This window comes from Streptomyces sp. NPDC059957 (assembly GCF_042730015.1).
Classification (GTDB): domain Bacteria; phylum Actinomycetota; class Actinomycetes; order Streptomycetales; family Streptomycetaceae; genus Streptomyces.
In genome coordinates this window covers 158,840-172,722 of the sequence record NZ_JBHWMB010000002.1, presented here as the reverse complement: position 1 = coordinate 172,722, position 13,883 = coordinate 158,840, and the positions used below count along the sequence as shown (strand labels likewise).

Here is a 13,883-nt window from a genome sequence, read left to right as displayed (position 1 = left end):
GGAGGTGATCACCTTTGGCGTCGAAGAAGAGTTTCTGCTGCTGGACCCGGCAACCGGCGCACCGAAGCCAATGGTGGAGGAAGTGCGGCGAACGGCCGGACTCGGAGCCCTTGCGGAACAGGGAGAGGTCCAGGACGAGCTGCTCCAGGCGCAGATAGAGGTGGCCACGCCCGTCTGCTGGAACCTCGAAGAAGTCGGGGGCCACCTACTCCGGCTGCGCCATGCGCTCGCCACGGCGGCGGAATCGAACGGCTGCCTGATCGCGGCGACCGGAGCGGCGCCGGTGCGCGGGATTCTTCCCGTGCCCGTCACCCGGACGCCCCGGTACCTGAAGATCGAGGACGAGGCCCGTCAACTGGTGGACGAGCAGCTGATCTGCGGGATGCACGTCCACGTGGGAATCCCCGACCCGGAAACGGGCGTGGCCGTGCTGAACCGGATCCGGACCTGGCTGCCGACGCTCCTGGCCATGTCGGCGAACTCTCCCCTGTGGGACGGCCGGGACACCGGGTTCGCCAGCTGGCGCACCATCGTCTTCGGCCGCTGGCCCGTCAGCGGCCCGCCACCGTACTTCGAGGGGCTCGCCGACTACGAACGCCGCCTGGAGACACTGGTGGCCACCGGACTGATCGCCGACCGGGGACAGGTCTACTGGCAGGCGAGACTGTCCGACCGCTACCCGACCGTCGAAGTGCGCTGCCTGGACGTACAACTGCGGCCGGACGACGCCGTGATGCTCGCAGGTGTCGTCAGGGCTCTGGTCGCCACGGCGATCGCCGAGGAGAAGGCGGGCATGCCGCCCGCGCCCGCGGGTGATCCGGAGGTGCTCCAGGCCGCGAACTGGCACGCGGCCCGGTACGGATTGAACGGCACCCTCATGGGGCCGGACGGTCGGCCCAGAAGCAGCGGCGACGCTCTGTGCGCCCTCATGCGCCACATCACGCCCGCTCTCGAAGACTCCGGCGATCTCCGGGAGGTGAGCGCCCTGTCGCACCGCCTGCTGCGAGAAGGAACCCCTGCGGACCGCCAGCGTCGCGCCCTGGCCGACGGCGGGCTGCCGGCGCTGACCACATTGATCACCGGCTCCGTACCGTCCGTCTGAGAGCCGGTCCCGGCCCGTGCGAGCGCGTGCCGGGCTGTGGGTGGAGACAGTCCCGTGGTGGGATCCACATCCTGTCGGCGGCCCGGTCACAGCACTAGGTTCTGTGAAGACGGAGTCGGCGTAGGTGGCGGCCACGATGCGCCGTTCGGTCAGCCTGAGCGTGAGCCTCACGTGGCTTTCCGCTCCGGAGTCTTAGCGTGGCCCCATGATGAGGAGTCAGGACCTGGCGCGGCGAGCAGCCGTGGTGCTCTGTGTGACAGCGGCGCTCATGGGACCGGGAAACACGGCCGGCGCATCCGTCGGGACGACGGCAGTCGGGTTGTCCCCGAGCCCTGATGCCCTCGTTTACGTCGCCAACCTCCACTCCGACACGGTGTCGGTCGTCGACACCGGCACCGGCACGGTCGTGGAGAGCGTTCCCGTCGGGGACGGACCGGACAGCGTGGCCGCCAGCCCGGACGGCTCCCGCGTCTATGTCACCAATTCCGCGGCGGACACCGTGTCGGTGATCGACGCCCGTACCAGGACGGTCATCGCCACCATCGCTGTCGGGGACGAACCGAGCAGAGTGACGGTCTCTCCCGATAACCGGAACGTCTACGTCGCCAACGTCGGGTCGGACGACGTGTCGGTGATCAGCACCCGCACCCGTGCCGTGACGGACACCATCGCGGTGGGCGATGCCCCGCTGGGCGTGGCGGTGGCGCCCGACGGATGCACCCTGTACGTCGCCAACGCCGCGTCCGGCACCGTCTCAGTGGTCCGGACCGCCACCGGAACGGTCACCGGCACCGTCCCTGTCGGCAGCGGACCGACTGCTCTGGTCCTCACCCCCGACGGCCGCCGCCTGTACGTTTCCAACCTGACCTCGGACGACGTGTCGGTGGTCGACGTCCACGACGGCGCGGAAACGGACCGCATCCCGGTCGGGGACCAGCCTGCGGGAATCGGGGTGCGACCGGACGGGCGACAGGTATACGTCGCCAACATCGGGTCCGACAACGTGTCCGTGATCAGCACCCGCGGCCGCGCCGTCACGGAAACCGTCGCCGTGGGAGACGGCCCCAACGGCCTCGCTGTCGGACCGGGCGGCTCCCTCGTCTACGTCAGCAACTTCGACTCGGACACCCTGTCGGTCATCGACACCTCGACAGCCCGCGTAACGAACACGGTGACCGTGGGCGACGGGCCGACCGGCGTGGCAGCGGTACAGGGAAAAGCGGGCACGGCCCGAGGTTCGAGCACCGCGCCGGTGCAACTCGCCTGAGCAAGGCGCCGCTGGATTCGGTCTCTTTGGCCGGCGTCGTGCCCAGATGAGGATCGCGGCGAGGCGGAGTGCGGCCTGGTGTCGTGGACGCGCAGCAGGCGCCGGCCGACGACGTCGACGAACAAGTGCGACACGTTCCGGGCGTCGAACCGGTCGCACGGGTTGCACGCGGCGCGCGAGCCGTCCTTTCATCCGTGACCGATTCTCCCGGGCACCGCCCCGGACGGTGGACGGAGCGCGCGGCCCCGACTGGTCCGCCACAGGTCGCCGATCGGCTGGCGACCGCCGCGGAACGGCGCAGGGCATCCGTCTACGTGCCGGCATGGCTCCGTGCCGTCCAACCCGTCCGGGCATGTCTCCCGCCCGTCGTCACACACATCGCCCGCACCGAACTGGCGCGACGTGAGGCCGCCCAGCCCCTCGAAGCCACCGGCCTGCTGGGAGCCGGAGGCCTCGCCGACGAGCGGTACCGCGATGCTTCCTGAGCTGCGAGGAGGCAGGAGGGGCGCGGGTTTCGGCCAGCGCGGCGTGGACACACCCCGGCGCAGGCAGTGAGGAGAGCCCCGTGCAAACGTTCCTTCCGTTCGCATCTTTCCGGGCGTCGGCCGCCGTCCTCGACAGCCGACGACTTGGCAAACAGCGGGTCGAGGCCGTGCAGGTGCTGCGGGGGCTGATCGTCCCGGGCTACGGGTGGCGCAGGCACCCCTGGTGCGCAAAGACCCTGACTTCTACGGCAGACACTTCCCCGGGGTACCGGACGACGTGCCGTACGTCTGGCCGGCGTCCGACCGCGACGAGGGCATCGAGTAGGCCTGCTTGTCCTGGCGGTCCTGGCGGTCCCGCGCCCGTCGCCCGGCCTAACGCGGACCGGGATCCCCATCCAGTGCGGCGAGTCCGTCCAGCCACCGTGTCCGGCGTTCGGAGGCGGTCTGGTCCCACCACGGGGTGCCGCGTTCGCCGAGGGCGACCTTCGCCGTCTGCACGCGGCGCCTGGCTTCGCGTTCTGCCTCCTCGTCGTGTGCCCGCAGGGCGGCGCCGACGGCACGCCGGGCCGCCATCAGGTGAGCACGCAGGCGAGCCGAAGTCTCGGCGGGAAGGTCCGGGTCCGTGGCACGCCAGCGTCGGCCGTCGATGACCACGTAGCGCCCGTCGGCAGTGTGGTCCGGCGAAGAGTCCCGCGCCGTCACGCGCACTCGCCCATGCAGGAGTGTCCGCCGGCTGCGGGGAACCGGGTGGGTGAGTGGAGTCGCCGCTTTCGGGGGCATGGTGCCGGCATGCGATCGGTTCCTGACCGTGGGAGCAGGGAGGCGTACCCATCCTGTGTGCGGGAACCGCGGGGCGCATGTCGGTGGGATCCCTTCGGACGGCCGGTGATGCCGCTCAGGCCTGGCCGAGGTCTTGTCGGCCCGTACGGACCTCGGACCGGAGACGGGCGGCGTCCGTGAGGAGGGTGAACAGGTCGCGTGCGCCGGTGATGTCCAGGACCTTCAGCGGCTGGGCGGGGACGCCGTGAAGCTCCAGCGCACCCTGTTCGGCCTGTATGCGGTCGCGCAGGGTGAGGAGCAGGTTGAGGCCGCTGGAGTCCATGAAGGTGACGGCTGACAGGTCCAGGGTGAGGGTGCGGTCGTGCAGGGCGAGGACGTCGGTGGCCGCGGTGATGCGGGGGATGGTGTCCATGTCGATGGGACCCGCGATGGTCACGATGATCCGGTCGGCTCCCATGGTGGTGCTGACGCTCAGGGTGGAGTGCATGGTGGTCGGATCCGCCTTCGGATCGGAGCCCATTACGGTCGGCTCCCGGATTCGGGCGGAGAAGGCCGTCAAGCGCACGGCCGTTTTGGGCCGCGCAAAGCCGAGCGAGACCACCCGTACCATCCGCCGGCCACCCGATAGGTTGGCCTCCTGGCGGCGCGGGGTCTCCCACCAGACCAGGCTGGTTGGTCCTTCGAGCGTGTCACGCTTCCCCTGGGAAGGCCAGACCGGGCCCAGCCATATGCGGCGCCCCGGGAGCTGGGCGGGAGCTCTCCTGTGCTCGGGTGTTACCAGGGGGCGTGGGCGTGGATGGTTTTGCCGCCGTCGGGGGTGGGTTCGGTGTGGGTGTGGGTGGTGAGGCGGTTGATGAGGTGCCAGCCGTAGCCGCCGGTGCCGTCGGTCTGGGGGAGGCGGGGTTCTGCGGGTTCGGGGCTGGTGTCGGTGACGCGGATGTCGATGTGGTCGTCGTGGAGTTCGAGGTGGAGGGTGGCGGGTCCGTCGGTGTGGCGGATGGCGTTGGTGACGAGTTCGGTGACGACCAAGAGGATCGCGTCGGTGTACTCGGGCCGGGCAGGGGCCCGGACCTGGGCGGCGTGATGGAGGAAGTCGTCGGTGGCGCCCCGTGCTGTCGTCGTGGGCCGGCCGGTGCGCGGCACCGGCTGGTCGAGGACGAGCATGGACGTCAGCACGGAGTCTCCCAACATGGTGGGCTTGCAAGGCGCCTGCCCCCTCTGCGGCCGTCCACCCCCTTTCCACCCACTCCGTCGATGTGCCGCCCCCGTATTCAGGTGTCCGTCTGGGCGCTTTCGTTGTGGGGGCCGTGCCAGTCGAGGCACAGGACGGTGGCGTCGTCCTTGGGCGGGTGGCCGCCGTAGGCGTCGCTGACGGCGCCGACCAGGGTGCGGACCACCTCGCGGGGGTGGTCGCCCGCGGTTTTGCGAAGGAGGGCGGGGAGGTCGACGGTTTCGGCGTCGCGTTCCTGCATGCCGTCGGTGTGGAGCAGGAGCCGGTCGCCGGGCTGCAGGTCGAGGTCCTGGACCGCGTAGGGGCCGTTGAGTGAGGTGCAGCCGAAGGGCAGGTTCACGGCCAGGTGCAGTTCGGTGACGGCTCCTTCACGCAGCCGTAGGGGCCAGGGGTGGCCGGCGTTGACGAGCTGGGCGCAGGTTCCGTCCAGGGCGATGCGCAGGAGCTGGCCCGTGGCCATGGTGTGGCGGCCGTGGTCGAGGAGGGCCTGATGAAGTTGGCGGGCCTGCTCGGAGAGGTCTGCGCCGGCGCGGCGGGCTCCGCGGGAGGCGTTGACGAGGAGGGTGGCCATGAGGGAGGCGTCCACGTCGTGGCCCATCGCGTCGGTGATCGACAGGTGCAGGGTGTGGTTGTTGAGGCTGTAGTCGTAGGTGTCACCGGCGATGTTGGAGGCCGGCACCAGGGCGCCGGCGAGAGCGAACTGCGGTGCTTCGCAGGCTGAGGCGGTGGGCAAGAGCTGGCGCTGGATTTCCGCGGACAGGCTGACCGGTGTGGTGCGGTTGCCCCAGTGATAGAGATCGGTGAAACGCCGGTCGGTGACGATGATGTACGCCAGCGCGTGTGCCACCTCCCTGACCTGCTGCAGTACGTCCGGGGTGGCGTCGTTGAGGAACAGTTCCAGGACGCCGATGGTGTCGCCGCGGTTGGTGACGGGGGCGAGGAGCCGCTGGCCCTGCCCGTCGTCGGGTGCGCACACCAGTTCCTGGGAGCGCAGGACCTCGTCGTAGAGACTGCTGCCGACAAGTGGTACCTGCTCTGCACGCTCCTCCCGGTACGGGGACGCCGTGTCGTCCGTGTCGTGGACGCGCAGCAGGCGCCGGCCGACGATGTCGACGAACAGGAACGACACGTACCTGGCGCCGAACCGGTCACGCAGGTTGCAGGCCACCACATCGAGGGAGTCCACGGGCGCGGCGGCCTCCGCGGCTGCCAGAACCTGGGCCAGTCCGATCCGGTCACGCGTCACATCAGCCTCCAAAGGTGCGGGCGTCACCGCGCCCGTCCTGCCGCCGACACCGCAGGCACCTACCGTGCCGCAGCCCGCATGGGTCTTTGCACTCTTCCTGCGGGCCATAAATCCGCTTCTGCTCCTGGACGGAGCGGATGGTTCGCTGTGGGTGGGCAGCGGACGGTGAGTACCTGCTGGGTGCCGGTGAGGATCAGCAGGCGGGTGACGGGGCGGCTGAGAGCGGTGAGAATGAGAGATCTCCCGGTTTCCAGTGCGAGCCGGTTCAGGTCGAGGAGCACGTGGAGGCCTGAGCTGTCACAGAAGGTGACGGCGGACAGGTCGACGTCGAGGCCGTCATGGCTGGAGGCGAGGGCCAGGGTGAGGTCCTCGCGCAGGTCGCCGGCGCTATCGCTATCGACCTCGCCGCGGACGCGGGCGAGTATCCGGTGTGGTCCGGGCTCGAGGACGACAATCACTACGGGCGGGCGCAGGGTGCCGTCGCTCTGTGACGTAGGGGCACGGGGGCGCGAGGAGTGCGAGCTCATGGCTGTGCTCCCTTCCCGATCCCGCGGCCGGGGAAGGTCTGGCAGGAAAACGGCCCGCTGGGGGCCCGGTACGGGCCGCCTCGTCGTTCAGCGGAGGTTGCGCTCATGGTGATCACCGTCCGCTGGAGGGTGTCCGGCCGTCTGGACCTCTGGGTCCGGGGAGGCCAGCAGCTGCAGGAGGCCCGCGATCTCGTGGTGTCCTTGGGCCGGATGGCGAAAGAAGGTGCCGGGTGTGACCGCGTAGTGGTTGCGGCGACCGCGGCGTACGCGGGTGAGGTATCCGGCGTTCTCCAGGTCCTTGACGATGGCCTGGGCCGCGCGTTCGGTGAGTCGGCAGCTCTCGGCCAGATCCCGCAGGCGGATCTCCGGATCGCCCAGGATCATGGCGAGGATCCGGGCGTGGTTCGTGACGAACGTCCAGCTGGTCCGGGGCTCCGCCAGTTCCATGTCCGAAATTATATGACTTGTGATGCCGGTTTTTCCATACCGGAATCCCGGATCGGGTATGTGCGACCCGTCGGGGGCCCTGGGTCGCGCCCCGGCAGGTGGTGGGATGCCCATGGTCCGAGCATCGAGCGACGCCGTCACCAGAAGCCGCCGCCCACCACGCGGCACACGCCGCGGAATCCCGCATGCGCCCACCCCTGACCGGCGACTGGCCCGGCACGCTCACACAAAACTCGCCGCCGCCTACCTCGACCGTTACCGCGGCAGCACCCTCTGACCCGCGGGCTCTGGGGCGCCGACGCGCTTGCGGCCGGTCTCGCTCATGTCCGTTACGGATGGGCGGTCACACCGTCGCTGGATGCGTCGGCACCTCCGCATGGGTCGTCGAGGGATTCCGCCACAGGGGGCTTGCCCCGAGTGCTGCGGCGACCAGGGCGTGGATGGTGACCAGGCACAGAGCCAGACGGTAGAAGATCTGCTGGAGCGGGACGAGCCACAGGTGGCGCAGGCTCTCGTTGTCCGTGCGCAGGGCATAGGCGGCGAGGGCGAGTTGGGCGAGGCTGAAGACGGCCCAGGTGAACAGCGGGACGGGTGTGGTCCCGGAGGCGAGCCCGTACAGGGCGGCGGCGTCCATGAGGGGTGCCGCGAGCGGCAGGGCGAGCTGGAACAGCAGCAGATAGGGGAGGGTGCGGCGGCCGAGGCGGCCCGCGGTGCCGGCTTCCCTGACTGCGTGCCGGTGCTTCCAGATGGACTGCAGGGTGCCGTAGGCCCAGCGGTAGCGCTGGTGCCAGAGGTCCGGGATGGTCGTGGGTACGTGGGTACGGGCGTGTGCGTCGCTGCGGTAGACGACGCGCCAGCCGGCCCGGCACAGGGCCATGGCGATGTCGGTGTCTTCGGCGAGGGTGTCGGCGCTGATGCCGCCGCAGGAGGCCAGGGCCGATCGCCGGAAGGCCCCGATGGCTCCGGGAACGGTCGGGCTGGCGCCGGCCAGGTCGAACAGCCGGCGTTCCAGGCCGAAGCTCATGACGTATTCGAGGTGCTGCCACAGGGGGAGCAGCCCCTTGCGGTTGGCGACCTTCGTGTTGCCGGCCACCGCGCCGACCGACGGGTCGGCCATGGCGGCGGCCAAGCGGGCCACCGCGCCCGGGGCGATCATGGTGTCCGCGTCGACCATGAGGATCACGTCGTGCGCGGCGTGGGCGACGCCCGCGTTCAGGGCGGCGGGCTTGCCCTGGTTGGGCTGGGTCAGGACGCGCACCCTGGGGTCCGCCACGGAGCGGGCCGCTGCCGCGGTGTCGTCGGTGGAGCCGTCGTCGACCACGACGATGTCGATGTCCTCGCAGCCGCCGTCCAGCAGGGCGCGTACGCAGGAGGCAATGGTCGCCTGCTCGTTGTGGGCAGGGATCACGGCGGAGACGCGGGGCACGGGTCCGGGCACTGCCCGGGTATGGGTGCGCCTTCGGTGTGCTGCCGCAGCCACGGCGAGCAGCAGCAGGCGGAAGACGGTGAGCAGAGCCACCGCGTACAGCAGCCACGCGGCAGCGGGGGGCACGGCGACGGCTGCCTGGATCAGGCCGATCAGGGCGCTCCCGTACCAGCGGTCGAACCATGGGGCCGAGGCTGTCTGGGGCGGCAGGCCGACCGCCTCGCTCAGGGTGGTGAAGCGGTATCCGCGTGCCTTGAGGGTGTCGATGAGCTGCCCCAGGGCCGCGACGGTCCGGGACCGGTCTCCACCGCCGTCGTGCAGGAGGACGACGGCCCCTCGACCGTCCTGCGGCGAGGCGTCGCGCACGATGTCTTCGGCGCTTCGTGCCTCCCAGTCGAGACCATCCTGGGTGGACAGGACGGTCAGGTAGCCGAGGGCACCGGTGCGCAGAGTGGCGCGCCAGTCGCGGTCTTTGACCGCGTCGGACATGGAGGAGTACGGCGGCCGCAGAAGCGTCGTGCTCGTTCCGGTGGCTCCGGCCAGGACGGCCCGGCTGGCGGCGAGCTCCACGCGCACCTGCCAGATGGGGGCGGTGGCGAGGTCGGCGTGCGTGAAGGTGTGCAGGCCGACTTCGTGCCCTGCGGCGGTCTGTGCCCGGACCAGCTCGGGGTGTTCGGCCACGTGCCGGCCGACGACGAAGAACGTCGCCGGTACCTGCTTGGCGGCCAGCAGCTCGAGGATCTGAGGGGTCCAGGTGGGGTCCGGGCCGTCGTCGAAGGTGAGCGACACCGTGCCCGGGCGCACGTCCAGGCTGACCGGGTTGCCACTTCGGGTGTCGACGACGGGGCCGCCGCCCGACACGGATTGGGGCACGAGACCGTCCGGATCCCGGTCCCGGGTGGTGCCCGGCGCACCGACGCCACGCAGGATCGAGGTCGCCAGGACCAGGGCCGCAAGGAACACCGTCAGGACACCGGCCAGGACCCACCAGTGCCCGCGGGGCGACATCGCCCTCATCGCCGGGTGGTCGCGTCAGCCTTGGCCGGGCCTGTCGTCGGCGCCTTGGGGTCGGCGTAGAGCACGCTGGCACCCACGGCGAGGACGCACAGGCACAGGAAGCACACAGCCACTCCCACGACGGTCACGATCCTGCGGCGGTGGCCGCGCGGGTCGTCGAAAACGGGTGGGGAGGGCTGAGGACGCGGCGGGCTGAGCAGCTCGTTGATCACGCCACCAGATGCTATTGAAGATCGTTTGTGAGCGTCTCCCGTGGCGCGCGGACATTACTCCGCAGGTATGAGCCGCATTCGCGCGCCCTTGACGGCGGATGCGGCGAACGGGGTGACTTCGGCTCTTTGGCTCGCTTCGCTGCCCGTTCGTTCGAATGCTCATGCCAGGGTGACGACCGTCGACCGCCCGGAGGTGGCGCACGCCTCGGCCCCGGTCACCACAGATGCTGCCGCGTCAGCCTCTGCCTCTGCGACACGCACGGAGTAGATCCATCCATGACCGCACAGCTGAACACCGCCCCACCCGGGGCGCCCCCATCACCCGGACGCCGCCCGCGCGCCAAGCGCGGCAGGAGAGTCCTCGCAGGCCTGGCGTGCGGCCTGCTGGCCCTCACCGCTCTCGGCTACGCCGGCCTGCGTCTGCACCACCGGATGAACACCATCGACATGCCGCAGATGCACACGGGGCCCCAAAGCGGATACACCCTCACCGTCTACTTCACTCCCAGCGAGCGGTTTTACCCCGGGCCGCGGCGCAGCATCCGCGGCCAGGTCTGCGCCGGCCACAACCTCCCGGACAGTTACCCCGCCGCCTACCTGGAGCGCGTGGGCCTGGAGGGCTTCGGCAAGACTGCCCGCGGGGACTATCTCGGCTGGGACTTCGACCGCCACTGCTACTTCACGACCAGCGCCTCCCCGGTGGGCTCCCACGAAAATGCCCTGGTGCCCTGGCAGTCCGTCGCCGCCAACCACCTGGCACCGGGCACTCGGATCCGCGTCACCGACTGCGGTCCGGGCGTATCCGGCGCGATCTGCGCACGGGTGAAATCCGCGCACTGGCGCGTCGACGACCTGTGCAGCATCGGCTGCGACGACGCCAAGCACCTTGACCTGTACATCGGTGAACAGACCCAAGCCGCCTTCGAGAGCGAAGACTTCTATTTCGCCAGCAAAGGCGCGACCATCCGTGCCGGCATGCCCGAAGCTCTGCGCTGATCGGCAATTCTCGATCCGCGATCCGGCGGCTCACGTCACGCCGCAGAGATCCACACATGAAGAACCGTGGCACGAGTGAGAGGTATGCATGGGTTGGATGAGCGGGACTGGGGGCATCCGCATGTTTCCGCGGATTGATTCCTACATCAGCCGCACAAGCGATGGCGTCGTGTCGGGCACGACATCGGCGGCCGTTCCCATCGCCATACCCACTGCCACTGACGCGTCGACGGCGCAACCGATCACTGAGGGGTCGAAACCCGTACCAGCCCGTCGGCGTCTCAACTCATTGGATGCCTTTCGCGGTTCCACCGTCGCGTTGCGCATCATCATCGGCAGCCAGGTGGCGGAGATGGCGGCTCCTGCTCTGCTGCACGCGAACGGATTCGGACTGACGCTCGCCGACTTGGTCTTTCCGGGCTTCCTGTTCATCATGGGCATGGCGGTTCCGGTGTCCATGTCGGCATTCCTTCGGCCATCGGCAGTACACGATCCGGGCCGTCCGTACCGGCGGCCTCATGTGCTGCGCATCGCGCGCCGAGCCCTCTTGCTCTATGCGATCGGCATGTTTCTCAACGCATTCCCGTTTCCACCCGGGGTATGGGAGCACTTGCGGTTCGTCGGTGTGCTGCAGCGACTGGCGGTCGTATACCTGGTGGTATCGCTGCTGTACCTCACGTGCGCCTGGTCCATGCTGCCCGTCACCAGACCGGTCTCTTCCGAGAGGAAGGTTGCGACACCCGCCGGAGACGCGCGCACCCGTGTTGTCCGCCTTCTGGTTCGGGCGTTCCTGCTCGGCGGGTTCCCGCTCGTGTGTGTCGCCGTCTGGATCGTGGCGACGTTCACCTTTCACAGCCCCTGGGCCGAATGCGCCGATGCCCATGCACTGGTACCGAACTGCTCGCTCCAAGCCTACGTCGACACAAGCGCATGGGGTGTTGAACACAATTACGACGGCGCGAAGTTCGACCCCGAAGGGCTCGTGTCGACGTTGGTGGCACTGGTCAATTGCTGGGCAGGTCTTGTCGTCGGCATGGACATCGTCCGGAACAAGCGGCGTTACCAAGTGATCGCCGGTGTACGGCGGCGTGCGTCCCTGCTGATCACCAGCGGCGTGATGTGCGTCGGGTTCGGCCTCGTCCTGGGTCTCGTTATCCCGATCGGCAAGCACTTGTGGACTCCGTCGTATGCCCTGGTGACCATCGGGATCATGACTGCCGGCTTCGGCTTGGCCCTACTGGCGTTCGACGGCGGGCTGTGGCCCTTGCCTCCGCGCCCGGCCGACGGTGGCAGGTCCGGCGGGGGCCATCGCCTCAGAAGCTGGTTTCCGTACTTCGGCGGCAGCGTGACCGCCGCTGTCCGCCGGGGGTTGGTGCCCGTGGGAGACACCCTGGTGGCTCTCGGCCGCAACCCGCTGTTCTTCTACATCCTGTCCGAGCTCGTCATCACCACGCTGGGTTCCCTTCCCGTCCGGTACGACGGGAAGGAGGGGTCGGCATGGAGCGTAGGCGCCGAGGTCGGCCTTGCTTCGTGGATGCCTGGTCCGCTCGCATCCATCGTGTGGGCGTTGTTGTGGCTGTTGCTGTTCTACGTTCCGCTCGCGCGGCTCCTCGCGGCGCGCGGGTGGTACATCCGGGTGTGATGGCGGTCGTGGGGACTCCCGCTCTTCTGGGGTGGTGCTGAAGCGTTGGTTCCGGCCCCGCCCCCGGCGTTTCTCTCCTACTGACCGGTGTGGCGGGGCTCGGACGTCAGGGCGTGGTCAGCGCTCGGAGCCGGCGGGGGCGGTCGCCCCGACGGGGGTGGGTGCGTTGGGGCGGTCGGACTGGCAGCGCTGCTTCTCCGAGGCGGTCAGGGGGCCGGTGCGCTGGTAGATGCGGTCGGAGAGGTCGGTGGCGGGGTGGTCGATGACGGTGTGGAGGCGCCAGTCGTTGTTGGGGTCGGTGGCCTTGACGGTGGCGGTGAACCAGCCTTCGGTGCGCCGGCGTCCGGCCTGCGTCTCGATCCAGGAGGCTTCGGCCGGTTGGACGATCTCGGTGACGTTGCGGGTCTGCGTGGTGGTCCAGGCGGGGCTGAGACCCGTGCCCTGGGTGTACTGCTGGGCCATGTTGGTGGGGGCTCCGGTGCCGCTGCCGGGCAGGCCGGCGGCTGCGGGGAGGTCACCGTAGGAGCGGTCGGCGGGGGAGACGGGGCGGGTGCGGTTGAGGGTGTTGCGGGTGCAGTTGAGGTAGGTCTCGGCGGCGACGCGGGCCGGTGCGTAGTAGCTGAACGAGTAGTCCTCCTCGGCGGTGAACGCGCAACGGTTCGCGGCGCCGTTGCAGTAGGCGACGGCGTCCGCCGCGGTACGGCGGTCGTTTCCGAGGAAGGCTTCGGAGGCCGGCAGTGCGCCGGCCGGGATGGTTTTGTCGACCGGCGGCGCCTCCTGGGTGGCACGGACGTTGGTGATGAGCGGGCCGCAGGCGCCGTTGGCGTTCTGGGCGGCGGGGACGCCGGAAACGAAGGTGAGCAGCGGTTCGTTGGCTCCGGCGGTGAAGGCGAGGGTGACCCCGGTGCGCCAGGCCGGCTTCCAGAAGCCGGTGGACAGCTTCTCAGTGGTGGGCAGGGTGGTCCGGCCGGCCCAGGAGCCGCCCTCGCCACGGAGGGAGTAGGTCTGGCCCTGTTCGAGTGCGGCGGCCGTGCAGGCGCTGCCGACGCTGGGACTTTCGTCGTAGGTGATGGTGACCTGTGCCCCCTTGCGCACTCCGCGCAGCCGCTGCTTGAGGCCGTGGGTGGCCTCGCTGGGGAGCCGGAGCATCGCGGAGGTCAGGCCGCCGGGGTGGGCGCCGTTGGCGGCCGACCAGCGCCAGACGCCGCCCGTCGTGCCGGGCCCGGCAGTGGAACCGACCGACCAGGCGTACGGGTTGGTGCCGGTGTTGAAGGTGGTGAAGGCCGGCCCGGCGAAGTCGCCGTTGAGGACAGTGACCGGTACGGGTGCGGCCGCCCGGGCGGACGGGACGGCCACGGAGGCCTGTGCGGCGGTCGTGCTGCCGAGAAGGCCGAGGCACAGGCCCAGGCCGATGACCGGTGCGGTACGGGCGAGGATGGCGGTGCGGGCGGGTCCGGCAGGGCGCGGACGGGATTCCATGACGTTCTCCACGGGGTTCGGCATGC

General features: G+C 69.9%; 13 protein-coding genes and 1 pseudogene. 5 read left to right on the top strand and 9 right to left on the bottom strand.

The annotated features are described in order from the left end of the window. Positions 1–4 precede the first annotated feature (4 nt). The 3 genes and pseudogenes from ACFWBW_RS02280 (at position 5) to ACFWBW_RS02270 (ending at position 3,179) form a co-directional block, all read left to right on the top strand. Positions 5–1,102, top strand: a complete 1,098-nt coding sequence (locus ACFWBW_RS02280) for a glutamate--cysteine ligase (RefSeq protein WP_385367601.1) — start codon at positions 5–7, stop codon at positions 1,100–1,102. A gap of 205 nt (positions 1,103–1,307) precedes the next feature. Further along, complete coding sequence (locus ACFWBW_RS02275) at positions 1,308–2,369, top strand: beta-propeller fold lactonase family protein (protein ID WP_385367600.1); 1,062 nt, start codon at positions 1,308–1,310, stop codon at positions 2,367–2,369. 565 nt (positions 2,370–2,934) lie between these two features. Beyond that, positions 2,935–3,179, top strand: a pseudogene (locus ACFWBW_RS02270) (pyrimidine dimer DNA glycosylase/endonuclease V). Positions 3,180–3,226: 47 nt separating this feature from the next. On the opposite strand, the gene ACFWBW_RS02265 reads toward ACFWBW_RS02270, so the two are convergent. From ACFWBW_RS02265 to ACFWBW_RS02230, 8 genes are all read right to left on the bottom strand, one after another. After that, on the bottom strand, positions 3,227–3,556 hold the full coding sequence (locus ACFWBW_RS02265; RefSeq protein WP_385367687.1) for a hypothetical protein: 330 nt from the start codon (positions 3,554–3,556) through the stop codon (positions 3,227–3,229). 193 nt (positions 3,557–3,749) lie between these two features. Further along, the gene (locus tag ACFWBW_RS02260; protein ID WP_385367599.1) at positions 3,750–4,154 is read right to left on the bottom strand and encodes an STAS domain-containing protein; all 405 of its coding nucleotides are present in this window, start codon (positions 4,152–4,154) and stop codon (positions 3,750–3,752) included. A gap of 254 nt (positions 4,155–4,408) precedes the next feature. Beyond that, a complete protein-coding gene (locus ACFWBW_RS02255; protein ID WP_385367598.1) occupies positions 4,409–4,810 on the bottom strand; it encodes an ATP-binding protein in 402 nt (133 codons plus the stop codon). 95 nt (positions 4,811–4,905) lie between these two features. Then, positions 4,906–6,111, bottom strand: a complete 1,206-nt coding sequence (locus ACFWBW_RS02250; RefSeq protein ID WP_385367597.1) for a PP2C family protein-serine/threonine phosphatase — start codon at positions 6,109–6,111, stop codon at positions 4,906–4,908. A gap of 59 nt (positions 6,112–6,170) precedes the next feature. Beyond that, positions 6,171–6,638, bottom strand: coding sequence for an STAS domain-containing protein (locus tag ACFWBW_RS02245; protein ID WP_385367596.1), 468 nt, complete (start codon positions 6,636–6,638; stop codon positions 6,171–6,173). An 87-nt stretch (positions 6,639–6,725) separates the two neighbouring features. Next, positions 6,726–7,085: a helix-turn-helix transcriptional regulator gene (locus ACFWBW_RS02240; RefSeq protein ID WP_385367595.1), complete on the bottom strand. Its 360-nt coding sequence runs from the start codon at positions 7,083–7,085 to the stop codon at positions 6,726–6,728. Between the two features lie 343 nt (positions 7,086–7,428). Further along, complete coding sequence (locus ACFWBW_RS02235; RefSeq protein ID WP_385367594.1) at positions 7,429–9,528, bottom strand: bifunctional polysaccharide deacetylase/glycosyltransferase family 2 protein; 2,100 nt, start codon at positions 9,526–9,528, stop codon at positions 7,429–7,431. Beyond that, positions 9,525–9,740 (bottom strand): hypothetical protein, encoded by a 216-nt coding sequence (locus ACFWBW_RS02230; protein ID WP_385367593.1) that lies wholly within the window; start codon positions 9,738–9,740, stop codon positions 9,525–9,527. Before ACFWBW_RS02230 ends, ACFWBW_RS02235 begins: the two co-directional genes overlap by 4 nt. A 276-nt stretch (positions 9,741–10,016) precedes the next feature. Here ACFWBW_RS02230 and ACFWBW_RS02225 point away from each other — a divergent pair, with 276 nt between their 5' ends. Together ACFWBW_RS02225 and ACFWBW_RS02220 are read left to right on the top strand one after the other, a co-directional pair. Next, complete coding sequence (locus ACFWBW_RS02225; RefSeq protein WP_385367592.1) at positions 10,017–10,736, top strand: hypothetical protein; 720 nt, start codon at positions 10,017–10,019, stop codon at positions 10,734–10,736. Positions 10,737–10,824: 88 nt separating this feature from the next. Beyond that, a complete protein-coding gene (locus ACFWBW_RS02220; RefSeq protein ID WP_385367591.1) occupies positions 10,825–12,378 on the top strand; it encodes an acyltransferase family protein in 1,554 nt (517 codons plus the stop codon). A 117-nt stretch (positions 12,379–12,495) separates the two neighbouring features. Here ACFWBW_RS02220 and ACFWBW_RS02215 read toward each other — a convergent pair whose 3' ends face one another. Beyond that, complete coding sequence (locus tag ACFWBW_RS02215; RefSeq protein WP_385367590.1) at positions 12,496–13,881, bottom strand: hypothetical protein; 1,386 nt, start codon at positions 13,879–13,881, stop codon at positions 12,496–12,498. Between the last annotated feature and the right edge of the window lie 2 nt (positions 13,882–13,883).